Genomic DNA, 22,945 nt, shown 5'->3' on the forward strand with positions numbered 1-22,945 from the left:
ACGTATCAACCTTAGCGGCGCAATGAATGAATTGCGCCGCTAAGGTTTCAATTATTATGCGCTGCGCGGCTCTTTACGCTGCGGTTTACCGGAGAACAGGAAACGCAATAGCGGGATGCGCAAGTGGATTTCGTAGAGCGCAAACGCTACACCGAATACCATCAGCAAACCAACAAAGAAGCCCAGCGTGTTGCTGCTAATGTGCGGCGTAACGTAAATGCCATACAGAATAGTCAGCGGATGGTGCACCAGATAGATGAACAGTGAAGCGTTAACCAAATACATGATGCGTGGCGAATGGCTGTTGAGGAGCTTGTGGCCGAAGCTGAAGCAGACGTTCAGCATGCACAGTCCCATCATGATGGAGATGATCGCATCGAGTTCATACAACCAACCCTCACCGCTGCTAAAGCGTTGATTCAGGCTATAAGCGACAAACACCACAATCGACCCAAAGCACATCACCGGATTGAAGCGGATAAACAGCGCCTTGAGCGCCTGATGCTTCCACGCCAGCGCGCCGAGCATAAAGAACGGCAGGAAAGTCAGGGTTTGCATGACCGCCACGCTGAACAGACCATCAGCAAACACGCCCGGGACCGAGTAAAACAGCGCGCGGCGGAACAGGCACCACACCAGCGCGTACGCCATGAAGACCAGCGTCAATTTTCCCCAGCCGACCTGCTGATAATCAATTTTACGTTGCTGGGTGCGCAACCAGCGGAAGGTCAGCATCCCCAGCGCCGTCAGGATCACCAGCACCAGTAAAAACCACAGGTGAGAAATGAGTTCCCACGACAGGGTATTGTACTTGTCGTACAGCGAAAGCTGACTCCAGTCTCCCACTTTATCCGTCAGGTTTTTCAGCATAAAAAACTGCGGCAGAGTGATGAGCGGAATGGCGGTCAATAATGGGATGCCCACACGCTCCATGCGCACCTTTAGCCAGCGTTGTGGCTGGTAACGCAGGTAGAGCATATAGGAAAAATATCCTGAAATAACAAAGAACACCTGCATGCGGAAGGCGTGGATAAAATCATTCAACACCGTCAGCCACATGGAGGCATCATGGCTGTTGACCGCCCAGCGTTGGGTGGAGTAAATCAACGAGACGTGAAAGGGCACGCCTAATAACATTAAATACGCTCGAATGGAGTCGAGAAAATATTCGCGTTCGGGTTTTGCTGAACTCATAAGCTTCCAACTTGTCAGTTTTCTTGCCGGTTTCACCCTGAAACCGGATTATGCCGGATGAAAATTCTACTGGCTGTAAACAGCGTATACTATCAGGTGAATCTGTATCTTAATCTCCTGCGTCTAATTATCTGAAAAGTACCCTTTTGGCCTATGATTCAGCGGAACAATCTTTTACATACGCTGTCGGAAAACAGAATAATCCTTTAAGATAAGCGGGTTTGATCTAAGCACACGAAAGGGGGGGACGTGCTAACTAAAGTAAAAAATAATGGTGGGCTGGTGAAGATGCGCTGGTTAGGCGCAGCAGTTCTGCTGGCGATGTACGCCAATAATAGTTGGGCGTTTAACATTGATGATGTTGCAAAACAGGCCAAGGCGTTGGCGGATAAAAGTTTCGAAGCGCCGAAGAGCAATTTACCCTCTCAGTTTCGTGAAATGAAATTTGCGGATTACCAGCAAATTCAGTTTAACCACGACAAAGCGTACTGGGGCAAACTGCGCACGCCGTTTAAGCTCGAGTTCTACCATCAGGCATGTATTTCGATACGCCAGTGAAAATTAACGAAGTCACTGCATCGTCGGTACGTGAAATCAAATATAACCCTGACTATTTCAACTTCGGTAACGTCAAGCACGATGCTGATTCCGTTAAAAACCTCGGTTTTGCCGGATTCAAGGTCCTGTATCCTTTGAATAAAAAGGGTAAAGACGACGAAATCTCCAGCTTCCTCGGAGCCAGTTATTTCCGTGTGATTGGTGAAGGCCAGGTGTATGGTCTGTCCGCGCGCGGTCTGGCTATCGATACCGCATTGCCTTCAGGTGAAGAGTTCCCGCGCTTTAAAGAATTCTGGATTGAGCGTCCTAAACCACAGGACAAACAACTGGTGATTTATGCGCTGCTGGATTCGCCACGTGCCGCTGGTGCTTATCGCTTCATCATCAAGCCGGGCAAAGAGTCCACGGTTGATGTGCAGTCGAAAGTTTACCTGCGCGATAACGTCGGCAAGCTGGGTGTTGCGCCGCTGACCAGTATGTTCCTGTTTGGTGCGAACCAGCCTTCGCCGGTGACCAATTTCCGCAATGAGTTGCACGACTCTAACGGGCTGTCGATTCACGCGGGCAACGGCGAATGGATTTGGCGTCCATTGAACAACCCGAAACATCTGGCGGTGAGCACCTTTACCGTGGAAAACCCGAAAGGTTTTGGTCTGCTGCAGCGTGGGCGTGACTTCAGCCATTATCAGGATCTCGACGATCGCTACGATCAGCGTCCAAGCGGCTGGGTTGAGCCACAGGGTGACTGGGGCAAAGGTCGTGTTGAGCTGGTAGAAATTCCGACTGCTGACGAAACCAACGATAATATCGTTGCGTTCTGGACGCCGGAGAAGCTGCCAGAGCCGGGCAAAGAGATGAACTTCCAGTATCGCCTGCACTTCACGCGTGATGAAAATCAGCTGCACTCTGACGATGTAGCCTGGGTGAAAAACACGCTGCGCTCAGCCGGTGATGTGAAACAGTCTAATCTGGTGCGTCAACCGGATGGCTCGATTGCCTTTACCATCGACTTTGTCGGTAAAGACATGAGCAAGCTGCCGGACAACACTCAGGTCGCACCGCAGGTCAGCGTCGGCAACAATGCGGATGTCGTGGAGCAAAGCGTACGTTACAACCCAGTGACCAAAGGCTGGCGTTTAGTCTTGCGTCTGCGCGTGAAAGATAACAAGCAGCCGACCGAAATGCGTGCGGCGCTGGTGAGCGGCGACAAGACATTGACGGAAACCTGGAGCTATCAGCTACCTGCCAATGAATAAATCGACTTTTCTACCTCAATCTTACGTGGAGGCCCTGCCGCTTGATGCGGCGGGGCGCGCGCGTCTAAGCGATTCGTTACAGAATGCGCAGGCGTTCCACGCTATTCATACGTCGCTGGGGCAAGATAACGCGGCCAGCGAGCGCCCGGATGATGCACCGCTGAAATCGGTGTCATCCCGTGTGCAGATGGCCTGGCCAGATTCACTGGCGGAAGGTCAGCAGCTCAGCAAAGATTATCTCGATCGCACCACGCTGAAGGCGATGCCGAAGGTCAAGCGTTCGTTGATGTTCCCGGAAATCTGGCGCACTAACCCCATCGCTCGCGCGTGGGATTCCCTGCGTGGTCAGAAATCCAATCCGCGCTATGCCACGGTAGAAGAGCAGAAAACAGAAGATAAATGGCGTCATGTCGGCTCGATGCGCCGATATGTGCTGTTGATTCTGACCATTTTGCAGACCGTGGTTGCGACCTGGTACATGAAAACCATTCTGCCGTATCAGGGCTGGACACTGCTCGATCCTATCGAGCTGTTTAACCAGAACTGGCTGCAGTCAGTGGAGCTGGTGCTGCCGTACATTTTACAAACCGGGATCCTGTTCCTGTTTGCGATTTTGTTCTGCTGGGTGTCCGCCGGTTTCTGGACCGCGTTGATGGGCTTCCTCCAGTTGCTGATTGGTCGTGATAAATACAGTATTTCGTATTCGACCACCGGCGACGAGCCGCTGAATCCGGAGCACCGCACCGCGCTGATCATGCCGATCTGTAACGAAGACGTTGAACGCGTATTCGCCGGTTTGCGTGCCACCTGGGAATCGGTGCAGCGTACCGGTAACGCAGAGCACTTCGATGTGTATATCCTGAGCGACAGCTACGATGCCGATATCGCCATCGCCGAGCAGAAAGCCTGGATGGAGCTGGTGCGTGATGTCGGAGGCGCAGGCAAGATTTTCTATCGCCGCCGCCGCCGCCGTGTGAAGCGTAAAAGCGGTAACATCGATGACTTCTGCCGTCGCTGGGGTAGCAACTACAGCTACATGGTAGTGCTGGATGCCGACAGCGTGATGAGCGGTGATTGTCTCACCGGTTTAGTGCGCATGATGGAAGCCAACCCGAACGCCGGTATTATCCAGTCGTCGCCAAAAGCGTCTGGCATGGATACGCTTTACGCGCGTTGTCAGCAGTTTGCCACGCGTGTTTATGGTCCGCTGTTTACTGCGGGTCTGCACTTCTGGCAGTTGGGTGAATCGCACTACTGGGGTCATAACGCCATCATCCGCGTGCAGCCGTTCATCGAGCACTGTGCATTGGCACCGTTGCCAGGTGAGGGTTCCTTTGCCGGATCGATTCTGTCGCATGACTTTGTAGAAGCTGCATTGATGCGTCGTGCCGGTTGGGGTGTGTGGATTGCCTACGATCTGCCTGGCTCCTATGAAGAGCTGCCGCCGAACCTGCTGGATGAGCTGAAACGTGACCGTCGCTGGTGCCACGGTAACCTGATGAACTTCCGTCTGTTCCTGGTAAAAGGGATGCACCCGGTCCACCGTGCGGTGTTCCTGACCGGTGTGATGTCATATCTGTCTGCGCCGTTGTGGTTTATGTTCCTCGCGTTGTCCACTGCCTTGCAGGTGGTGCATACGCTAATGGAACCGACCTACTTCCTGCAACCTCGCCAGCTGTTCCCGGTGTGGCCGCAGTGGCGTCCTGATCTGGCGATTGCACTGTTCTCCACCACTTTGGTGCTGCTGTTCCTGCCGAAGTTGCTGAGCGTGGTGCTGATCTGGTTTAAAGGTGCCAAGCCGTATGGCGGTGCGATTCGCCTGTTCTGCTCGCTGATTCTGGAAATGCTGTTCTCAGTGCTGCTGGCGCCGGTGCGCATGCTGTTCCACACGGTGTTTGTGGTCAGTGCATTCCTTGGTTGGGAAGTGGTGTGGAATTCACCTCAGCGTGATGATGATGCCACGCCGTGGAGCGAAGCCTTCCGTCGTCATGGTTCTCAGATGTTGCTGGGTATCGTGTGGGCTGGTGGTATGGGCTTGCTGGATCTTAACTTCCTGTGGTGGCTGTCGCCTATCGTGTTCTCACTGATCCTGTCGCCGTTTGTTTCGGTGATGTCGAGCCGTGCAACCGTGGGCCAGAAAAGCCGTAACGCCAAACTGTTCCTGATTCCGGAAGAGTATGAGCCGCCGAAGGAGTTGGTCGATACCGATCATTATCTGCAGCTGAACCGTGAACGTGCGCTGAAAAATGGCTTTATGCACGCGCTGTTTAATCCGGCGTTTAACGCGCTGGCAACAGCGATGGCGACTTCTCGTCATAAGCAGAGTGCCTTGCTGGACCATGCGCGCGATCGTCGTGTTGATCAGGCCCTGAGTGATGCGCCGGAGAAACTGAATCGCGAGCAGCGTTTGCAGCTGATCAGCGATCCGGTGGTGTTGGCACGCGTACACTCACGTCTGTGGGAAAGTGCTGACAAATACCATCAGTGGGTGGAGAGTTATCAGAAACTGAAACTTAATCCTGCGGCGTTGCCTCAGCGATAAGTTTTCAAACTAAAAAAGCGGCAGAGATGCCGCTTTTTTTATACCAGTATTCTGACTAACACAATCTTTACGCGCCTGAGTATAGTTATTGCCCTCGGTACCCGGTTAAACTGACGCCAGTTCATTGTGAGTAAATGTTGTGAATCCTTTCCTGAAATTAACCGTACTTTGCGCCACCATTTTGTTGCTGACCGGCTGCGGCAGTATTATCAGCCGAACCATTCCGGGTCAGGGCCACGGCAGCCAGTATTATCCTGGCGTGCAATGGGATGTGCGTGACGGACCCTGGCGCGTACTGACCATCCTCGACCTGCCGTTATCGCTGGTGATGGACACGCTGCTGTTGCCAGTGGATGCCAACCACGGCCCATACGAATAGATTCTAGGCCCATTTGTCTGACGGGCTGTCATCATCTTCCCACTCTTGCGCGGCGGCTTCGCCCTCTTCGAGGTCGCGCGGCGGTTCCAGCTGAAACTCGCCCTCATCCCATTCGTGAAGAGTGTTTTCCGACTGCCACTCCTGACGCAGTTCCACCTCGTCGAAGTCGCCGTCAAATACTGCCTGAGCCGCTTCACCGCTGTGAATCGGCAGGCACTCGCCTTGCTCATCTTCACCTTCAAAAAACTCCGCCTGCCACATGATGTCACCATCCTGCATCACATATTTCTGCAGTGAGAACTGACTTACATTGGCATCGTCTTCGTTGAGGTCTGGTTTGCTAGCAAGAAACTCTTCGCGTGCAGCGTCGATGGCTTCTTCAAGGGTGCTGTAGAGGCTCATGATGAACTCCTTGTCTGTAAAAAAGGGATTTCACAGAAGGATAGACGAAAAATCAGGGTGTGCAGTGCAGGAGGGGAATAACGGCGGGCGGATGAGTAAAATTCATCCGCCCAAACCGTTTAGATCATCTTTTGCGGGAAATGCAGTACAGGACGTACAGACTCGCGAATAATAGGAGCAGAATAACGAATACAGCATTTAATACAGGGTTTCACCTTTTTAAAATTAATTCGCGCGGTCGATAAAGCCTGGTTCAAATTGTAGAGGGTACCGATAAACACCATATCCTCCTTTACGGGGAGACGTTTACATTCTTTACGATGCAAGAGGTGATAGCCCTCTTGATCAGTACTGATTGTCACGTAGTAATAGATGCCTTTATTCATATTATGAGTTCCTGCGATATATTTGCTGTGTGTAATCTTTTTATATTTTTAGAAGGGCAGTTATTGAGCTAACTGTCACGGTTGAAATTAACTGGAATCGATTTCGCGGACAAATTCCAGAAAGGAATAACGATAGTACTTCTTCTATAGAAACAGAATATACGGGTGGATCACTCGGACAAAACCTTGTTAAGTAAGTTAATTTTACTGGATTGATAAGCGAAGCCAAAGCATTCAGCAATATTAAATAGGAATAGACCTGGATTTCATGAAAATCAGGTCCGAATAGACATGTTTCAATCAGTAAAGCCCCTTAATGAGCTTTGGAGGCAATTCAATAAGATGCACTATTTCTTGTTCACATTTCGTTAACAAAGATTAATATTCTGCATTTCTATAAGTTATTCGAGGCAGTGGATAAAGTAAAATTTGGACCGTTTAATCCCATCAGCCTGAATTCAGACTGGTCCAGTTTCACCAAAATTAGCGGAATATCAGCGCGTCATAACGCAAATTGACTCAGGAAGTGGGGGAGCACGAAGTGTGCTCCACATCACATTAATACAGCGAAGGTTGACCTTCCGGGCGGGTTTTAAAGCGACGGTGCAGCCACATATATTGCTCAGGCGCCAGCAAGACGGTCTCTTCAACCACCTTATTCATCACGCTTGCCGTATCCAGTTCATTTTCAAGTGAGAACTTATCGCGGATGTCAGGCATCATTTTCAGCTCATAACCGCGCCCATTGGGCAGGCGGCGGGCGAGAAAAGGCACCACGGCAGGATTACCCAAACGAATCAACATATGCGTGCCGCTAGTGGTGGCAGCATCAGGTACCGCAAAAAGGGCGCAAACACGCTGCTGCGCGGGCCGTAATCATGATCGGGTGCATACCAAATGATGTCGTTGTTCTTCATCGCGCGGATCATACCCTTGAGATCTTTACGATCGAGCATGCTTTTATTCGAGCGCATGCGTCCCCAGGTTTGCAGCCAGTCGATGAGTTTATTGTCATTCGGACGATATACGCCAATGCCAGGATTGTGCATGCCAAAGACGCGCGCACCCAGTTCAAGGGTGAGGAAATGCATGCCAATCAATAGAATGCCACGCTTCTCAGCTAACGCTTTCTCGATGTGCTCAAGACCGGAAGTGCTGACCCACTTTTGAATACGCCAGTCAGGCCAAAACCACGCCATCCCCGTTTCAATCAAACCCATTCCCACAGATTCAAAATTGTGCTTTACCATGGCTTCACGTTCGTTAGTGGGCATATCCGGAAAACACAGCGCCAGATTGCGTTGTGCCACGTCCACGCGCCGCTTCAAAAAGCGCATGGCAATGCGCCCTAAACCACAGCCCAGCGCGTGCAAAAGCGGATAAGGAAGCAACACCAGCAGATAAAGGAAACCAATACCAATCCAGGTAGGCCAGTAACGTGGGTGAAGGAGTTCACGATTAAATTGAGGAAGTTGAGTCATTGAAATGTCAGTATCCTGCGTCTTGTGCCAGAGAGTCCGGTTTCTGTTATTTACTGAGATTATGCCATTATTTCGAGCTGACTGAAATCAAGCATAGCTGGCTGATCGGCTCTGGGCAGTGGCTTTGCGCATTAAACGGCAATTATGGCAGAGAATCGCGCCGCTTATCACGGCTGCAAGGATTATCCTGCCAGGGGCTTTGCATCAAGCCTAATTCAGGTATCATATGCGCGCTAAATTTCTCTGATTGCTAACAGGATCGAACACCATGCCAGTGTTACATAACCTTGTTTCCAATAAAGAGCTGAAAGATCGTATGCTGGCTGAAACCGAGCCGCGGACTACAGTCTCTTTTTATAAGTACTTCCAGATTGCCGACCCCAAAGCATTCCGTGATGAACTCTACGTTGCGCTGATGAAGCTCAAGGTCTTTGGCCGCGTCTACGTGGCGCATGAAGGCATCAACGCACAAATCAGTGTTCCCGCCAGTCAATATGAGTCGATGAAGGCCGCGCTTTATGCGTTTAATCCGGCATTCAATAACTTGCGGATGAATATCGCGCTGGACGATGACGGCAAATCCTTCTGGGTGCTGCGTCTTAAAGTTCGCGAGCGCATTGTGGCGGATGGGATTGAAGACAATAGCTTTGATGCCAGCGATGTCGGTGCCTATTTGAAGGCCGCAGATGTGAATGCCATGTTGGACGATCCCAATGCGGTGTTTGTCGATATGCGTAACCACTATGAATACGAAGTGGGGCATTTTGATCAGGCGATGGAAGTGCCCGCTGACACGTTCCGCGATCAGCTGCCGATGGCCGTTGATATGCTGCAGGACCAGAAAGACAAAAAATTGTCATGTATTGCACCGGCGGAATCCGCTGTGAAAAAGCCAGCGCCTGGATGAAACATAATGGCTTCAATGATGTTTATCACATTGAAGGCGGTATCATCGAATATACCCGCCGTGCGCGTGAGCAAGGTTTACCGGTGCGATTCAAGGGCAAAAACTTTGTCTTTGATGAGCGCATGGGTGAGCGTATTTCTGATGATATCCTCTCCAGCTGCCACCAGTGCGGCGAGCCCTGCGATAGCCACACCAACTGTGTAAATGACGGTTGTCATCTGCTGTTTATTCAGTGCCCAAGCTGTGCTGAGAAGTATCAAAACTGCTGCAGCCCAATCTGCATGGAAGAGTCTACGCTGACGCCAGAAGAGCAGCGCTCTCGTCGTGCCGGTCGTGAAAACGGCAACAAGGTGTTCAACAAATCTCGTGGTTTACTGAACATGACCATGGCGATCCCCGCGCCAGAGAAGAAGTAACGCCTGTCCAGCCTGAGATCATACGACCTCAGGCTGAGACTGTTTTACTGGCGCACACCTTCCACCGAGATAATCAACTCTGCTTTTTGCGAAGCCGGCCCAAGATCCTTCGTGATATTAAATTCCTTCAAGGCGATCTCACCATTGGCTTCAAACCCAGCACGATAGCCGCCCCACGGGTCCTTGCCTTCGCCCAGCAGCTTCGCATCCAGCGTAATCGGTTTGGTCACTCCATTGAGCGTTAAATCACCGGTAATTTTGTAATCCTTACCCTCTTTTTTCACTGCGGTCGAGGTGAAGGTGGCCTGCGGGAATTTCGCGGTATTGAGGAAATCTGCACTGCGAATATGCTTGTCACGCTCGGCGTGGTTGGTGTCGAGGCTGGCGGTGTTAAGCGTCACACTCACTTTGTCGGCTGCCGGATTGGCTTCATCAAAAGTAAAGGTGCCGTCAAAATCCTTAAATGTACCGTACAACCAGCTGTAGCCGAGATGCTGAATGCGGAACTGCACAAAGGCATGCTGCCCTTCTTTGTCAAACTTGTAGTCCGCCGCGCTGGCAATAAATGAAGTGCTCAGGATGCTTGCGGCGCTTAGGGCCAATAGGGTCTTTTTTAACATGTTACTTTTCCTTTTCAGAGGTTAACGGGATGCGGTAACCCAACATCCTTTTTAGCGTCACGTCACGGTCAACGAAATGGTGCTTCAATGCGGCCAGCGCATGCAGAGCGGAAAAGAGCACCAGTCCCCACGCCAGCCATAAATGCAGGTCTCCGGCCAGGTCGGCCTGCTCGCCCGCGCCGCTAAAGACAGCAGGGACTTCAAACCAGCCAAACACAGAGATAGGTTTGCCATCCGCGGTGGAGATGAGATAGCCGCTGATCAGCAGCAGAAGCAACAAGCCATACAACAGCCCGTGTGCTGCGCGCGCAGAGCGTCGTATCAGCGGTGAGTAATGTGACAAAGGAGCAGGGGGTGGCGAGATGAACCGCCAGGCAAGACGCAACATCAGGGTGGCGAATAACAGGATGCCAATGCCCTTATGTATTTCTGGTGCGCTATGATACCAGCCATCGTAATAACCTAAGCCCACCATCCACAGACCCAACGCGAACATAGCGTAAATGGCCAACGCCATCAGCCAGTGCAACATAATGGAAAGTCGTCCGAAATGCTGTTTGGAATTACGCCACATGAGAATTTGCCAGCAACAGGAAATAAGATGTCATGAGCATCTACATTTTGAAATATGAATGCAATCAGGCTTACCTTTCTATAACTTTTTAAAAGATATTCGGAAATAATGACTCTTTATTCAAATAAGATTCAGGATTATTGAATATGGCATGGGAATATCGATGTCAAACGGGGAGTAATAAGCGATTGCTACACCTAATGCGTCACGCAGCAGATGAAATAGTCAGGAAAGATTTATTATCGTCAAGTTCTGTCAATTGCGCTGGCGCGGGATGCGGGCCAGCGCAAAATATCAGTGAAAACGTGCCAGCGAGAACGGCGTGAGATCAAAAGAAAACGGTTTATCCTGCGCAAATTCACTGGCGAGTTCGCCCAATACGCTGGCAAATTTAAATCCGTGTCCACTTAAACCCGTGATGATCAAACGATTGGGTTCGCCGGGAAGCGTATCAATGATGAAGTCTTCATCTGGCGTGTTGTCATAGCTACAGGCTTCGCCATGCAAACAGACGCCTACACCAGGCAAGAATTGACGCAGGAAGCTGAAGGCTTCGCTGCCATCGGCGGCGATGCTGCCGAACGGTTTCCGATCTTCAGGTTTATGCATGAGTTGGCCGCCATCATGGCGTCCCACTTTCAATGCATTGTTATCCGCAGGAAAACCATAAAAATGGCTGCCATCGGGCATTTCTACCGTAAAGCCTGGAAATTGATTGTTCTCACTGTATCGGCCATCAGCCTGATACCAGGCAAACACCTTACGCACCGGGGCAACCGGCAAGCCTTGCACCAGTTCGCTGACCCAGGTGCCGGCACTGACCAGTATTTTACGTGCGCGGAACACCCCGTCTGACGTCGTCACCTGTTGCAGATCGCCATCGCGTGCGATTTCGGTCACCGGGCAGTTAAACAATTGCGCACAGCCGGCCTGTTCAGCCAATTGCACCCAGCTGCGCACCGCCTGCTCACATTTAAGGAAACCGGATTGGGGCTCGAATACGCCAATGTAGCCGTCAGGCACAGAAATTTGCGGCCAGCGTTTACGCACTTCATCCGCCTGCAGGATTTTGACGTCTAACTGAAAAGCGTTGGCGCTGTCGATCACATTCTGAATAAAGGAAGAGGTCATTGGTGCAAGGTTGAGGATGCCACTGCGATGCATGATGCGCTCACCGCTCTGACGCTCCAGCTCATCCCACAGGGTCTGCGCACGCAGCACCAGTGGCACATAGCGTTCACCTTCGCCGTAAGCATGGCGGATCAGGCGAGTTTCACCGTGGTGTGTGCCCTGGTTGTGCGGCGGATGGGCACTATCAATCATTAACACCGATAAGCCTGCCTGAGTGGCGTAAAAACCGGCGGCTGCCCCGACCGATCCGCTACCCACCACAATCAGATCATAAATCATAACCACATCACTCCTGCAAAACGGCGAAATTTTTCAACAGCATATCAAAAGAGAGCCCCCATGAAAAAGGCACCCTGTTGGGTGCCCTTTCACGCGAGATAAGAAATTAGTGCTTTTGATTATCGCGTAGGTATTGTTCTGTGGACTCAATCTTTGCAATGCCAGCTTCGAGTATCGAGATGAACTGTCTGGCCACATCAGTGGTCAGCCAGTAGGTAGGGCCTACGTCAGCTTCTTCTTCTTTCTGATCCTGCGATGATAGCGAGTGCAGGCGGATCATCATGGCGTCATAACTGTCAACGGTACTGATATCCCATCCGACCAGCGGATGAGTCTGAATGACGTCTTTATTTCTGTCCATTATAACCTCCTTATTACTCGTTAAACGAAGTGCTTCTTGAGGTTCAATGCAGCTTTTCTTGCACTAGCGGAACAATTATAACATGAAACAGACGGTACAATAGTTAAAAGGTGTGGCGATTAAAAAGATAACGATAATAAATGCGTTTAAAATGCGACTTTTGTCGAATAATAAAATGCCCGATGCACTGGGCATTTATTAGATATCCTACGCAGCGGCTACACCCTGGTTATCGGCAGTGCCAGAGTAAAACTTTACGCTGTGGGAGCAGGTAAAAAAGTGAAAGCTTTAGGCCTGTGTTTCCGGTGGTAACTGACCATTGCGTTTCTGAATCTCTTCTGCCAGCCGAGTAAAATGCTGCTGTAACTGGGCGTCGTGGTTCTGATTTTGCGCTTCGAGTGACAGGTTGTGCACCAGCAACTGACTGGCACGCTCATCAAGACAGAACGTCAAACTGGCAAAGGCATTTTCCAGCACGGTTAAACGGCGCTGCTGTTCGGCAATGAATGCCAGCAATTCACCGAAGGTCATCGCCTCTTCTGGTTTTTCAGTAGTCATGTAAAACACCTCCTGTAAGCATGACGAGGCAAGAATAGGGGATCGTTTAACATGAGTCTAGATGCAGTGACTTTTTCTGGCGAGGGGAAATAAAAACAAAAAAACCGGGTGGCGAAACCCGGTAAAAACGGCACAGTGGCAGTTAATCAGTAATAAACCAGTCGTCTGCGCTTTCCCACGTTTCTTGTAAAATATCGCTAATGCGTTCGCGTGACGCTTTACAGCCACCGAATACGCTCAATTGATTGCCCCCGGCATAGCGGACTTTGACATGGTGATCGTCTTCAGGAAAATCACGGGAAATACGACGAGTGAGTTCGGCGCCGAGTGCATCTAAGGCACCTGCAGGAAGGGGCTGAGTTTTCGCTACGGTAATTTCAACACGCATAAAAGCCTCCGGGATAATATACTGGTTATTTGTACAGTATAATTATCCCAAAGGCAAGCAGGGCTCAATTATTCTTTGATGCGCCAGTTCAACGTTTCACCGGCAAGGAACGGCACCAGCGTGTCGTCAGTCATGGCGATCGTTTCCTGCACCGTCCACGGCTCACGTACCAGCGTCAGCGTGCCTTCGTTCAGCGGCAGGCCGTAGAAGTTTGGCCCATTCTCAGAAGCGAACGCTTCGAAGTGCTCCAGTGCATTTAACTCTTCAAATACCGTCGCATAAGCGGGCAATGAGGTGGGCGCGTTAAACACGCCGGCACAGCCGCAGCTCGCTTCTTTGAGATGGCGCAGATGCGGCGCGGTGTCCGTGCCGAGGAAGGCGCGACGATTGCCACTTGCCACCAGTTTACGCAGCGCTTCCTGATGAATATTGCGTTTCAGGATCGGCAGGCAATAGAGGTGCGGACGAACACCGCCCACCAGCATATGGTTACGGTTGAACATCAAATGCTGTGGCGTAATGGTGGCGCCCAGCAGGTCGTTGCCCGCGGCCAGATATTCTGCCGCCTCTTTCGTGGTGATGTGCTCCATGACCACTTTCAGGGCAGGGAAGCGCTGACGCAGCGGTTCTAGCACCGTTTCGATAAAGCGGGCTTCACGGTCAAAAATATCAATGTGCGAATCCGTGACTTCACCGTGCACCAGCATCGGCATCCCGATCTGCTGCATACGATCCAGCACGCTGGCGATGGCGTCGATATTGGTGACGCCATGGCTGGAGTTGGTGGTGGCATGCGCAGGATAGAGCTTAGCCGCCGTGAAGGTGCCGTTGTGAAAGCCGCGTTCGATCTCATCCGCATCCAGGGTATCGGTGAGATAGCAGGTCATTAATGGCGTAAAGGTGTGTTCAGCAGGCAGCGCAGCCAGGATGCGATCGCGGTAAGCAACGGCGGCGTCCACGCTGGTTACCGGTGGAACCAGGTTGGGCATGACAATCGCACGACTATTCACCGCACTGGTATAAGGCAGAACGGCATTGAGCATTGCGCCATCGCGCAGATGGATATGCCAATCGTCAGGGCGGCGAATCGTGATTTGCTGGGGTTGGGCTGTCATTCAAAAAGGCTCCGGCTGTGAAAAAACGAATGGGCACGTTTAGGCCGGGGAGTAATCATAAGGGTGTGAGCAACCGTTTGCACGGGATTTTATTGCGGCAAACAAAAACCGCACCCGAAGGTGCGGTTTGGCAGGTCAATCGGTAAACGGAATCACCAATTGCCCCGGCTTCACTTCAATGCCTTTGGCGAATTTCTTCGCCAGCGCTTCGCCTTTGCTGCGATCTTCACTCAGCACGTACGCCGGCTTCTCATTAAAGTAACGCTTTAACGATTCATTCAGATAAGGCGTCAGGCTTTTCATTATCGACGCCATCTTCTCCGGCTGCACCTGCGCATCGACAATCTCGATATCATGCAGATAAATCGCGCCTTCCTGGGCATTGAAAATTGGCTGCGCTTTCATCTTCAGCTGCATTTCCGCTTGCTGCGGGCCAAACAGCGAACTGACATTAATGTTCGCTTTACCGGACAGGGTAATTTTGCCTGGCTCCTCCCGACCTATCTGGCTATTCAGGTCACTCAGCACAATATGTGCATTAACCAACCCGGAAACGCCGATGTCTTTTTCGAAGTTATTGCGCTTCTGCAGCGCCTGGTTAACTTCCTGTTCGCTGATGGTGTATTGCGTCAATTGATTACAGCCGCTCAATAGCGCGGCTAAAAACAGGGCCAACAGCCCGGACATCGCCTTTTTCATAGTTCCTCATCCTGAACGATACGGCAAACCAGCCATAGCCTGCCTGAAACCGGGCCAGGTGTCACCAGGTGAGGGATGAGAAACGCCGCAGCGTTTCTCAACAGATCGCATTACGCAGCGATGGAAGAGAGCAGGTTGATTTGCGTTTGCTTAGCCATATTGTCGCGATAATCTGCGACGCGACTCGGCCATTCAATGCCCGCCACCAACGTGAGCGAACGCAGTAGAGGAAACAGATTAATATCGTCCTCTGACAGTTCACCGTTCACGGCATTCGCTTTGACGATGAGCTTATCGAGCTGGCGCAGATCATCACTGATGTTTTTAATCAGACCCGACGAGTGTTTGCGCAGCTCAGCGAAATCGCCAATGCTCGCCTGCTTTTTATCGCGGAAATAACGGCGCGCTTCCGGCGTGGCAAATTCAGCAAACGAGGCGTCAGCGATACGCGGGATCAGCAGCTTATTAATATAGCCGTTGACGCGGCGCAGCCATTCGCTGATGGCAGGATTGTTTTTACCGTTCAGCAGCGGCTCGCGATCCTGTTTATCCACCAGACGGACAATGTCCATACTTTCCGGTATGGCACTGCCGTCAGCTTTTTGCAGAATGGGCGCCATCTTCTGACCAATCAGTTTTTTGGGCATCTGCTCATCGTCGTTGAGCATCACAATCAGTTCAACCGGCAGATTTTTTAAGCCGAAAATCATGCGTGCTTTGACGCAGAAAGGGCAGTGATCGTAGATGTAAAGTTTCATCCCGTTTCTCCTGTGAGTCTTAGGGTGACGGAGGTCACCCTTTTTCCGGACGTGCGGGAAGTATGGAAGAGATCACTCGAAGGGGCAAACTAGCTGCTGAAGATGGCCGGTGCCACGGATCGCGGCTGGAACTGCCACCATAATGCCATGAGCGTAACCATGCCCACGCTGCTGAGCAGCATCCAAGGCAGTTCCGGCAGCGCCATTTGCTGCCCGACGTCAAACATCCAGCCGCCGCCGGAGTAGCCAATTAAACCGCCGATGGCGAGTCCTAGCCGGCTGAAACCCATATAGCTGCCACGCGCACGCGCACTGGCCAGCGAAGCACTGAGGGTTTCACGCGCCGGTTCGGCGATGATCGAACCGAGATAAAACACGCCAATGAGCATGAACAAGGAGGGCAGCGATTGGGTCATTCCCACGGGCAGCAGGCTAAAGGTCATCAGGAACAAGCCAGCCATGAGACGGGTTTCCAGACGGAAACGTTTCTCACTCCAGCGTGCCAGCGGATACAGCAGGCTTAATGACAACATCGCTTCGATGGCGTACATCCACTTCACTGCGGCGGGCGCACCAGCCACCTGATTGACCATCACCGGCAACATCAGCATCACCTGCACAGCCAGGATGTAGTAGCCGGTCAACGTCAGTACATAAAGGCGGAAACGTTTATCCTGCCAAACGCGCTGCATGCCCTCGCGCATGGCGATGCGTTCGGTTGAGATGCGCCATGCCGGTAACCACACGGCATTAAATATCGCCGCCACGACAAACACCGCTGCGCCGACCCAGCACACCAGACGGAAATCCCACGCCAGCAGCCAGCTACCAATCAGTGCACCCAGCACGGCGCCTGCGCTGTCCTGCATCATCAATAAGGAGAAAAAACGACCGCGATCGCGGGCACGCACCAATTTCATCACCATGGCGCTGCGGGGAGGATCAAATAAAGTGCCGCCAAGTCCGGAGAGTAAACAGGCCAGCCACAGCATCCACGGTTGGTGAGCCAGCGCCATGCAGGCAAATCCGGCCGCGCGCATCAGCATCCCGGTGACAATCAGCGGGCGGGCACCAAAACGGTCGGCCACCGCACCGCCAAAAATCCCCAGCCCCTGCTGCACAAACTGGCGTAAACCCAGCGCGATGCCGACCATTAACGCTGCCCAGCCGAGCTGCTCGACAAAATGGATGGAGATTAAGGGAAATACCACAAAAAACCCTAACACCACCAACATGTTATCGACTAACAAAAAAGTTTTACCGAGGCGTCGTGCCCGCGCTACCCGAGACATGCTTTTCCTGAGCAAGAGATGAAATAAGAGACCAGTTGGTCTATTTTCCGCCTGCGATGAGGGGAAAAACAGCGAATCGAGGATGATATTTTTTCATCGAATGCGCAGAAAAATTAATCCTGAATCAGGAACAATCCTTTCGCACACTGCCGAGGGTTTTACCGCAGCGAAGGTGACGGTTATAGTGAGAAGTATCGCCGTTGGCGTACATCTTTCTTACAGTTATGGATTTCAGGAGTCATGATGTTTGGCTATCGTTCTGCTGGACCCCGCGTGCGCCTCTCTACCGATCGTTTGGTGGTCCGTTTAGTTCACGAACGCGATGCCTGGCGACTGGCGGATTATTACGCCGAGAATCGTGTCTTTCTAAAACCGTGGGAGCCGGTGCGTGACGAAAGTCATTGCTATCCCTCGGGTTGGCAGGCACGCCTTGGGTTGATCGCTGATATGCACAAACAGGGCTCAGCCTACTATTTTGTGCTGATGGACCAGGAAGAGCATGAAGTGCGCGGTGTCGCCAACTTTAGCAACGTGCTGCGCGGTTCGTTTCACGCCTGTTATCTCGGTTATTCACTGGGCGAAAAGTGGCAGGGACAAGGGATGATGTTTGAAGCGTTGCAGGCGGCGATTCGCTATATGCAGCGGCAACAGCGTATTCACCGCATCATGGCCAACTACATGCCGCACAATCAGCGCAGCGGCGATCTGCTGGCCCGCCTTGGCTTTGAGAAAGAGGGCTACGCCAAAGATTACCTGTTGATTGATGGACGCTGGCAGGATCATGTGCTGACGGCGTTAACCTGGCAGGAGTGGACCGCGGATCGTCGTGGACAATAACAAGGACATTTACATGAAGATGGCTTTATCCACACAGGCTTTACGTGTGATAGGTTGCCTGTTGGAAAAACAGGTCACCACACCCGATCAATACCCGCTTTCTCTTAATGGCGTGGTCACCGCCTGCAATCAAAAATCCAATCGTGAACCGGTGATGAATCTGAGTGAGATGGAAGTGCAGTCTCAACTCGATGAACTGGTGAAAAAGCATCTGGTCACGCCCAACAACGGGTTTGGCCAACGCGTCAGCAAATATGAACAGCGCTTTTGCAACTCGGCGTTTGGCAACCTGCAACTCAGCAGCGCTGAGGTCGCCGTGCTCACCTTGCTGTTTTTACGCGGCGCACAAACGCCGGGTGAACTGCGCACCCGCAGCGGGCGCTTGCATGAGTTCGCTGATATGGATGAGGTTGAGCAAACGCTGAACGGCTTAATCACCCGTGATGATGGCCCCATGATCGTGCGTCTGGCACGTGAGCCTGGTAAACGTGAGAGTCGTTATATGCATCTCTTCAGTGGTGAGGTTGCCGAAGCGTCAGTGATGAGTGAGGTCGAGGGGGAGAGCGAGGATTTGGTGAGCCGGGTTGCACAGTTGGAACGGCAGGTCGCCGAATTACAATCCCAGTTACAGCAACTGCTGCAAAAGGAGCATTAACATGACGCTGCGCATTGGCATCGTGGGATTAGGCGGCATCGCGCAAAAAGCCTGGCTACCGGTATTGTCTCAGGCCACGCACTGGCAGCTGGCAGGGGCGTTTTCACCGAATCAGGCAAAAGCGCAGCCGATCTGTGATAGCTATCGCATACCCTATTTCAATCAGCTTGACGCACTGGCAGCAGCCAGTGATGCGGTATTTGTGCACAGCAGCACTGCCAGTCATTTTGAGGTGGTACAGGCGTTGTTGCTCGCGGGCAAAGATGTCTGCGTGGATAAACCCTTAGCCGAAACCTTGCAGCAGGCGGAAGCGCTGGTGGCACTGGCAGAAAAGCGCAAACGTAAACTGATGGTGGCGTTTAATCGCCGCTTTGCGCCACGCTATCAACAGTTGAAAGCCGAGATGCCGCGTGCGGCCTCACTGCGCATTGAGAAGCATCGTGCGGATAGCGTTGGCCCACAGGATCTGCGTTTTACCCTGCTGGATGACTATCTGCACGTGGTGGATACGGCGCTGTGGCTGGCGGGCGGCAAGCTGACGCGTGAGCAGGGCTTTATTGAAACCAATGAGGAGGGCGCGATGCTGTATGCCGAACATCACTTCTCGGCGGGCGCGCTGCAAATTACCACCAGTATGCATCGTCGTGCGGGCACGCAGCGCGAAGTGGTCAGCGCCATCTGCGACGGTGATTACATCGACATTCGTGATATGCATGACTGGCAGCAAGAAAACCTCAGCGGCTTACGTACCGATCCCGCGCCTTCGTGGCAAAGCCATCTTACCCAGCGCGGTTTCAGCGGCGCGGCACACCATTTTATTCAGTGCATCGAAAATCAGACGATGCCTGAAACCAGCGGTGAACAGGCGCTGGCGGCGCAGCGTCTGGTGGAAAAACTCTGGCGTGATGCCGAACAGGAATAACCCCTTGTAACACTCAATGCTGGTCATTTCCCGCCGTGGCAGTAGACTAGCGCCGGACATCATCGGATGTCCGCGCTAAGTCGCTCATTTATCCGACACTTTTCAGGATGCGCCACTCAATATGAATTTGTTGAAATCGCTGGCTGCGGTCAGTTCGATGACCCTGTTTTCCCGCGTGCTGGGCTTTGCCCGTGATGCCATCGTGGCACGCGTTTTCGGTGCCGGTATGGCCACCGATGCCTTCTTTGTCGCTTTCAAACTGCCCAACTTATTGCGCCGTATCTTCGCGGAGGGCGCATTTTCCCAGGCGTTTGTACCGATACTTGCCGAATATAAAAGCAAGCAGGGTGAAGATGCCACGCGGGTGTTTGTCGCCTACGTCTCCGGCCTACTGACGCTGGTGCTGGCGGTGGTCACGGTGCTTGGCATGATTGCCGCGCCGTGGGTGATTGTGGTCACCGCGCCAGGCTTTGCCGATACCGCCGATAAATTCGCGCTCACCAGCTCACTGCTGCGCGTCACCTTTCCTTATATTCTGTTGATCTCTCTGGCATCGCTAGCTGGCGCGATTTTGAATACCTGGAATCGCTTTTCGGTGCCCGCGTTTGCGCCCACGCTGTTGAATATCAGCATGATTGGCTTCGCGGTGTTTGCCGCCCCACATTTTCATCCACCGGTGATGGCGCTGGCATGGGCAGTGGTGGTGGGGGGTGTGCTGCAACTGTTCTATCAGCTGCCGCATCTGAAGAAAATTGGCATGCTGGTGCTGCCGCGCCTCAATCTGCGCGATGCGGGTGTGTGGCGCGTTATGCGTCAAATGGGACCGGCGATTCTTGGCGTGTCGGTGAGCCAGATTTCCCTGATCATCAACACCATTTTTGCCTCATTCCTCGTTTCAGGCTCGGTATCCTGGATGTACTATGCCGACCGCTTGATGGAGTTCCCTTCCGGCGTGCTGGGTGTGGCGCTCGGCACGATTCTGCTGCCGTCGTTAGCAAAAAGCTTCGCCAGCGGCAATCATGATGAATATTCACGCCTGATGGACTGGGGCTTACGTCTCTGTTTCCTGCTGGCGCTGCCGAGCGCCGTTGCTCTCGGGATCTTGTCTGGTCCGCTGACGGTTGCGCTGTTCCAGTACGGCAAATTCACCGCATTCGATGCTGCGATGACGCAGCGTGCGCTGGTGGCCTATTCAGTGGGATTGATGGGACTGATTGTGGTTAAAGTGCTGGCGCCAGGCTTCTATTCGCGTCAGAACATCAAAACCCCCGTGAAGATTGCCATCGTGACGTTGATCATGACGCAGGTGATGAACCTGGCGTTTATCGGTCCACTCAAACATGCTGGCTTGTCGCTGTCGATTGGATTGGCGGCCTGTCTGAATGCCGCACTGTTGTACTGGCAACTGCGCAAACAGGATATTTTCCAGCCGCAGCCGGGTTGGTTTAGCTTCCTGGTGCGTCTGTTGATCGCGGTGGTGGTGATGGCGGCAGCGCTGCTCGGCATTCTGCAAATCATGCCTGCCTGGGAAGAAGGGCAGATGTGGTCGCGATTACTGCGTCTGGCTGCGGTGTGTGCAATTGGCGGTGGCGCCTACTTTGTGATGCTGGGCTTGCTGGGCTTCCGACCGAGAGACTTTGCCCGCCGTACAATAGCATAAAAAAATCCCGCCTCGGCGGGATTTTTCTTTATTAACCTTTGCGACTGAGCGTCGACTGACCTTTCCCTAATCCATCGGGGCCGTAGAACGCCTGGGTCTGATGCGGTTTCAACACCGCGAGCGCATCATTGGTGTAGCTGATTTGATGCTGCAGCAGAATACCGTTATGGGTGTTGGTATCGCGCAAACGGCGGGTATGCTGCTGGATGCTCTGCCAACGGCGTTCACGATCGCTGTGACCACCATAAGGCGCCTGGATACCGAGTGACTTTTCGGTATTACGGCGCATTTCGTCCAGATAATTCAACGTCGTTAGCAGCGCGCTTTTATCTTCTGATATGCGCTGCAACAGGTTGCCATTAACCTGGCCGGCAGAAAGTTGCTGTTGTTCTTCATCCATCACCACAGTGAGTGAAGCCAGCACATCCTGCATTTTATCTAAGGTGGTCAGCAGATTGTCCATTGGGATTAGTTACCCTCTAAATACGCCTTGGTATCGGCGATCAGCGCGTCGGCGATCTTACCGGTATCCATTTTCAGATCGCCATTACGAATGGCCGTTTTCAACTGCTCAACACGTGCCGTGTTGATGTCTTTGCTGCCCGGCTGCATCAATTGCGCCTGAGCCGTGCTTAATTTCACTTCGGCACCGCTTTCGCTGGTGGCCGCTGGGCTTGCAGCCGTCGCGCTTTGGCGGACTTTGCCGTTGTTATCGTTGGTGTCGCGGGTCTGTACAGTGCTAACCGGGATTAAAGGCTGCGTTCTGTCGATGCTCATGGTAGTGCTCCTGTAAGGTCAGCTGAGGGTCAGTCAACTGAGTCAGCATAGGGTAATGTCTTCGTTGATATCTCTATCGGCAGAACAACAGGGTTCTTTAACGCTTTATAGCGATATCAGAATATTCCCATCCGCGTCGACGCGACCACTGACAACCTGACCATTTCCCATGCGCACGCGCACCATTTGTGCCGCGCTGGCGTTGTTCAGCGCACGTCCTTCGCTACTGGCATTAAACCCGTTTCCGCTCGCCACCACCATCACATTTTGCCCGGCTTTCACGCGCCATGGTTGACGCACCATCATGGCCGTTACGGGCTGTCCTGGTGGGATATCTCGCAAGGCAATCGCATCCATCACGTTGCCATTATTGACCAGCGCGCGCGGGGGTAGCTCATCCAGACGACCAGTTTCCATTCGGAAGTCATTGGGATCGAGTGCACTGCCACGCGATATCTGCCGGCTGGCCACCAAATACTCCCCGGTCACCTGCACCTGAACCTGCAAGAAGCGACGGTTTTGATCGCAACTGGCTGCAATGCTGAGATTACCCCATTGTCGGCTATTCCCCGGCAGTTGCCATTCCGGCGCGGCGCAGGTCGGCCATTGTTCTTTGGGCGTGCGTACCACTACCGTCATCCCCGCCGCATGTTGCGGATCGCGCGCTTTAAAAAACTGCGTGAGCTGGGCGGTCAGGTCCGCCGCGTGGCCGGGCAGCGCGATGGCCAACAAAATGGTGGCCAGCAAGGGTGAAGATCTGCGCATAAACGCCTCCTGTCGAGAAGATGGCCTGAGTCT

The 22,945-nt window shown here is 52.6% G+C and carries 22 protein-coding genes and 3 pseudogenes; 8 read left to right on the forward strand and 17 right to left on the reverse strand.

The genetic code is table 11. The features are described from left to right. Nucleotides 1-54: 54 nt before the first annotated feature. Nucleotides 55-1,194, reverse strand: a complete 1,140-nt coding sequence (mdoC, locus tag HA45_RS09550; protein WP_100702760.1) for a glucans biosynthesis protein MdoC — start codon at nucleotides 1,192-1,194, stop codon at nucleotides 55-57. A gap of 279 nt (nucleotides 1,195-1,473) precedes the next feature. Here mdoC and HA45_RS09555 point away from each other — a divergent pair. The 3 genes and pseudogenes from HA45_RS09555 to HA45_RS09565 all read left to right on the forward strand — a co-directional run bounded on the left by HA45_RS09555 (nucleotide 1,474) and on the right by HA45_RS09565 (nucleotide 5,929). Beyond that, nucleotides 1,474-3,008 (forward strand): annotated as a pseudogene (locus HA45_RS09555) (glucan biosynthesis protein G). Then, on the forward strand, nucleotides 3,001-5,550 hold the full coding sequence (gene mdoH / locus HA45_RS09560) for a glucans biosynthesis glucosyltransferase MdoH (RefSeq protein WP_100702761.1): 2,550 nt from the start codon (nucleotides 3,001-3,003) through the stop codon (nucleotides 5,548-5,550). The pseudogene HA45_RS09555 and the gene mdoH overlap by 8 nt, the downstream one beginning before the upstream one ends. 139 nt (nucleotides 5,551-5,689) lie before the next feature. Continuing rightward, nucleotides 5,690-5,929, forward strand: a complete 240-nt coding sequence (locus HA45_RS09565) for a YceK/YidQ family lipoprotein (protein ID WP_100702762.1) — start codon at nucleotides 5,690-5,692, stop codon at nucleotides 5,927-5,929. A gap of 3 nt (nucleotides 5,930-5,932) precedes the next feature. On the opposite strand, the gene HA45_RS09570 is transcribed toward HA45_RS09565, so the two are convergent. From HA45_RS09570 to HA45_RS09580, 3 genes and pseudogenes are all read right to left on the reverse strand, one after another. After that, nucleotides 5,933-6,331: a MysB family protein gene (locus HA45_RS09570; RefSeq protein ID WP_100702763.1), complete on the reverse strand. Its 399-nt coding sequence runs from the start codon at nucleotides 6,329-6,331 to the stop codon at nucleotides 5,933-5,935. A 119-nt stretch (nucleotides 6,332-6,450) separates the two neighbouring features. After that, nucleotides 6,451-6,717 (reverse strand): hypothetical protein, encoded by a 267-nt coding sequence (locus HA45_RS28060; RefSeq protein ID WP_034820172.1) that lies wholly within the window; start codon nucleotides 6,715-6,717, stop codon nucleotides 6,451-6,453. Between the two features lie 558 nt (nucleotides 6,718-7,275). Continuing rightward, a pseudogene (locus HA45_RS09580) lies at nucleotides 7,276-8,198 on the reverse strand (Kdo(2)-lipid IV(A) acyltransferase). Nucleotides 8,199-8,466: 268 nt separating this feature from the next. Here HA45_RS09580 and trhO point away from each other — a divergent pair. Then, nucleotides 8,467-9,521, forward strand: a pseudogene (trhO, locus tag HA45_RS09585) (oxygen-dependent tRNA uridine(34) hydroxylase TrhO). Nucleotides 9,522-9,565: 44 nt separating this feature from the next. Here the strand turns inward: trhO and HA45_RS09590 are convergent. From HA45_RS09590 to mdtH, 10 genes are all read right to left on the reverse strand, one after another. After that, a complete protein-coding gene (locus tag HA45_RS09590) occupies nucleotides 9,566-10,141 on the reverse strand; it encodes a YceI family protein (RefSeq protein ID WP_100702766.1) in 576 nt (191 codons plus the stop codon). Nucleotide 10,142: 1 nt separating this feature from the next. After that, the gene (locus tag HA45_RS09595; protein ID WP_100702767.1) at nucleotides 10,143-10,715 is read right to left on the reverse strand and encodes a cytochrome b; all 573 of its coding nucleotides are present in this window, start codon (nucleotides 10,713-10,715) and stop codon (nucleotides 10,143-10,145) included. Nucleotides 10,716-11,009: 294 nt separating this feature from the next. Next, nucleotides 11,010-12,125 (reverse strand): N-methyl-L-tryptophan oxidase, encoded by a 1,116-nt coding sequence (gene solA / locus HA45_RS09600; protein WP_100702768.1) that lies wholly within the window; start codon nucleotides 12,123-12,125, stop codon nucleotides 11,010-11,012. A gap of 106 nt (nucleotides 12,126-12,231) precedes the next feature. Then, nucleotides 12,232-12,486 (reverse strand): biofilm formation regulator BssS, encoded by a 255-nt coding sequence (bssS, locus tag HA45_RS09605; RefSeq protein WP_013508627.1) that lies wholly within the window; start codon nucleotides 12,484-12,486, stop codon nucleotides 12,232-12,234. Between the two features lie 288 nt (nucleotides 12,487-12,774). Further along, complete coding sequence (locus HA45_RS09610) at nucleotides 12,775-13,044, reverse strand: hypothetical protein (RefSeq protein ID WP_100702769.1); 270 nt, start codon at nucleotides 13,042-13,044, stop codon at nucleotides 12,775-12,777. 142 nt (nucleotides 13,045-13,186) lie between these two features. Next, a complete protein-coding gene (gene dinI / locus HA45_RS09615; RefSeq protein ID WP_100702770.1) occupies nucleotides 13,187-13,432 on the reverse strand; it encodes a DNA damage-inducible protein I in 246 nt (81 codons plus the stop codon). A 68-nt stretch (nucleotides 13,433-13,500) separates the two neighbouring features. Next, the gene (gene pyrC / locus HA45_RS09620; protein ID WP_100702771.1) at nucleotides 13,501-14,547 is read right to left on the reverse strand and encodes a dihydroorotase; all 1,047 of its coding nucleotides are present in this window, start codon (nucleotides 14,545-14,547) and stop codon (nucleotides 13,501-13,503) included. A gap of 135 nt (nucleotides 14,548-14,682) precedes the next feature. After that, nucleotides 14,683-15,246: a lipoprotein gene (locus HA45_RS09625; RefSeq protein ID WP_100702772.1), complete on the reverse strand. Its 564-nt coding sequence runs from the start codon at nucleotides 15,244-15,246 to the stop codon at nucleotides 14,683-14,685. 110 nt (nucleotides 15,247-15,356) lie between these two features. Beyond that, nucleotides 15,357-16,004 (reverse strand): glutaredoxin 2, encoded by a 648-nt coding sequence (gene grxB / locus HA45_RS09630; protein WP_100702773.1) that lies wholly within the window; start codon nucleotides 16,002-16,004, stop codon nucleotides 15,357-15,359. Between the two features lie 89 nt (nucleotides 16,005-16,093). After that, nucleotides 16,094-17,296 carry a multidrug efflux MFS transporter MdtH gene (mdtH, locus tag HA45_RS09635; RefSeq protein ID WP_100702774.1) on the reverse strand — a complete coding sequence of 401 codons (1,203 nt, stop codon included), beginning with the start codon at nucleotides 17,294-17,296 and terminating at the stop codon, nucleotides 16,094-16,096. A gap of 243 nt (nucleotides 17,297-17,539) precedes the next feature. On the opposite strand from mdtH, the gene rimJ reads away from it, so the two are divergent. The 4 genes from rimJ to murJ all read left to right on the forward strand — a co-directional run bounded on the left by rimJ (nucleotide 17,540) and on the right by murJ (nucleotide 21,370). Next, a complete protein-coding gene (rimJ, locus tag HA45_RS09640; RefSeq protein WP_100702775.1) occupies nucleotides 17,540-18,133 on the forward strand; it encodes a ribosomal protein S5-alanine N-acetyltransferase in 594 nt (197 codons plus the stop codon). Nucleotides 18,134-18,146: 13 nt separating this feature from the next. After that, on the forward strand, nucleotides 18,147-18,788 hold the full coding sequence (locus tag HA45_RS09645; RefSeq protein ID WP_100702776.1) for a DUF480 domain-containing protein: 642 nt from the start codon (nucleotides 18,147-18,149) through the stop codon (nucleotides 18,786-18,788). Between the two features lies 1 nt (nucleotide 18,789). Next, nucleotides 18,790-19,710, forward strand: a complete 921-nt coding sequence (locus HA45_RS09650) for a Gfo/Idh/MocA family protein (protein ID WP_100702777.1) — start codon at nucleotides 18,790-18,792, stop codon at nucleotides 19,708-19,710. A gap of 121 nt (nucleotides 19,711-19,831) precedes the next feature. Further along, the gene (murJ, locus tag HA45_RS09655) at nucleotides 19,832-21,370 is read left to right on the forward strand and encodes a murein biosynthesis integral membrane protein MurJ (RefSeq protein ID WP_100702778.1); all 1,539 of its coding nucleotides are present in this window, start codon (nucleotides 19,832-19,834) and stop codon (nucleotides 21,368-21,370) included. Nucleotides 21,371-21,401: 31 nt separating this feature from the next. On the opposite strand, the gene flgN is transcribed toward murJ, so the two are convergent. From flgN to flgA, 3 genes are all read right to left on the reverse strand, one after another. Continuing rightward, nucleotides 21,402-21,833: a flagellar export chaperone FlgN gene (gene flgN, locus HA45_RS09660; RefSeq protein ID WP_100702779.1), complete on the reverse strand. Its 432-nt coding sequence runs from the start codon at nucleotides 21,831-21,833 to the stop codon at nucleotides 21,402-21,404. Nucleotides 21,834-21,838: 5 nt separating this feature from the next. Beyond that, complete coding sequence (flgM, locus tag HA45_RS09665) at nucleotides 21,839-22,147, reverse strand: flagellar biosynthesis anti-sigma factor FlgM (RefSeq protein ID WP_100702780.1); 309 nt, start codon at nucleotides 22,145-22,147, stop codon at nucleotides 21,839-21,841. Between the two features lie 105 nt (nucleotides 22,148-22,252). Beyond that, the gene (gene flgA, locus HA45_RS09670) at nucleotides 22,253-22,912 is read right to left on the reverse strand and encodes a flagellar basal body P-ring formation chaperone FlgA (RefSeq protein ID WP_100702781.1); all 660 of its coding nucleotides are present in this window, start codon (nucleotides 22,910-22,912) and stop codon (nucleotides 22,253-22,255) included. Nucleotides 22,913-22,945: the final 33 nt, after the last annotated feature.

Origin of the sequence: Pantoea rodasii, assembly GCF_002095465.1 — a bacterium.
Lineage (GTDB): Bacteria > Pseudomonadota > Gammaproteobacteria > Enterobacterales > Enterobacteriaceae > Pantoea > Pantoea rodasii.

Excerpts from the sequence above, each read along its gene's own strand:
- mdoH (WP_100702761.1), top strand. The coding sequence starts at position 3,001 with ATGAATAAATCGACTTTTCTACCTCAATCTTACGTGGAGGCCCTGCCG.
- murJ (WP_100702778.1), top strand. The coding sequence starts at position 19,832 with ATGAATTTGTTGAAATCGCTGGCTGCGGTCAGTTCGATGACCCTGTTT.
- bssS (WP_013508627.1), bottom strand. The coding sequence starts at position 12,486 with ATGGACAGAAATAAAGACGTCATTCAGACTCATCCGCTGGTCGGATGG.
- flgA (WP_100702781.1), bottom strand. The coding sequence starts at position 22,912 with ATGCGCAGATCTTCACCCTTGCTGGCCACCATTTTGTTGGCCATCGCG.
- dinI (WP_100702770.1), bottom strand. The coding sequence starts at position 13,432 with ATGCGTGTTGAAATTACCGTAGCGAAAACTCAGCCCCTTCCTGCAGGT.
- flgN (WP_100702779.1), bottom strand. The coding sequence starts at position 21,833 with ATGGACAATCTGCTGACCACCTTAGATAAAATGCAGGATGTGCTGGCT.
- rimJ (WP_100702775.1), top strand. The coding sequence starts at position 17,540 with ATGTTTGGCTATCGTTCTGCTGGACCCCGCGTGCGCCTCTCTACCGAT.
- HA45_RS09595 (WP_100702767.1), bottom strand. The coding sequence starts at position 10,715 with ATGTGGCGTAATTCCAAACAGCATTTCGGACGACTTTCCATTATGTTG.
- HA45_RS28060 (WP_034820172.1), bottom strand. The coding sequence starts at position 6,717 with ATGAATAAAGGCATCTATTACTACGTGACAATCAGTACTGATCAAGAG.
- grxB (WP_100702773.1), bottom strand. The coding sequence starts at position 16,004 with ATGAAACTTTACATCTACGATCACTGCCCTTTCTGCGTCAAAGCACGC.
- HA45_RS09590 (WP_100702766.1), bottom strand. The coding sequence starts at position 10,141 with ATGTTAAAAAAGACCCTATTGGCCCTAAGCGCCGCAAGCATCCTGAGC.
- HA45_RS09650 (WP_100702777.1), top strand. The coding sequence starts at position 18,790 with ATGACGCTGCGCATTGGCATCGTGGGATTAGGCGGCATCGCGCAAAAA.
- solA (WP_100702768.1), bottom strand. The coding sequence starts at position 12,125 with ATGATTTATGATCTGATTGTGGTGGGTAGCGGATCGGTCGGGGCAGCC.
- mdoC (WP_100702760.1), bottom strand. The coding sequence starts at position 1,194 with ATGAGTTCAGCAAAACCCGAACGCGAATATTTTCTCGACTCCATTCGA.
- HA45_RS09645 (WP_100702776.1), top strand. The coding sequence starts at position 18,147 with ATGAAGATGGCTTTATCCACACAGGCTTTACGTGTGATAGGTTGCCTG.
- mdtH (WP_100702774.1), bottom strand. The coding sequence starts at position 17,296 with ATGTCTCGGGTAGCGCGGGCACGACGCCTCGGTAAAACTTTTTTGTTA.
- HA45_RS09625 (WP_100702772.1), bottom strand. The coding sequence starts at position 15,246 with ATGAAAAAGGCGATGTCCGGGCTGTTGGCCCTGTTTTTAGCCGCGCTA.
- flgM (WP_100702780.1), bottom strand. The coding sequence starts at position 22,147 with ATGAGCATCGACAGAACGCAGCCTTTAATCCCGGTTAGCACTGTACAG.
- HA45_RS09610 (WP_100702769.1), bottom strand. The coding sequence starts at position 13,044 with ATGACTACTGAAAAACCAGAAGAGGCGATGACCTTCGGTGAATTGCTG.
- pyrC (WP_100702771.1), bottom strand. The coding sequence starts at position 14,547 with ATGACAGCCCAACCCCAGCAAATCACGATTCGCCGCCCTGACGATTGG.
- HA45_RS09570 (WP_100702763.1), bottom strand. The coding sequence starts at position 6,331 with ATGAGCCTCTACAGCACCCTTGAAGAAGCCATCGACGCTGCACGCGAA.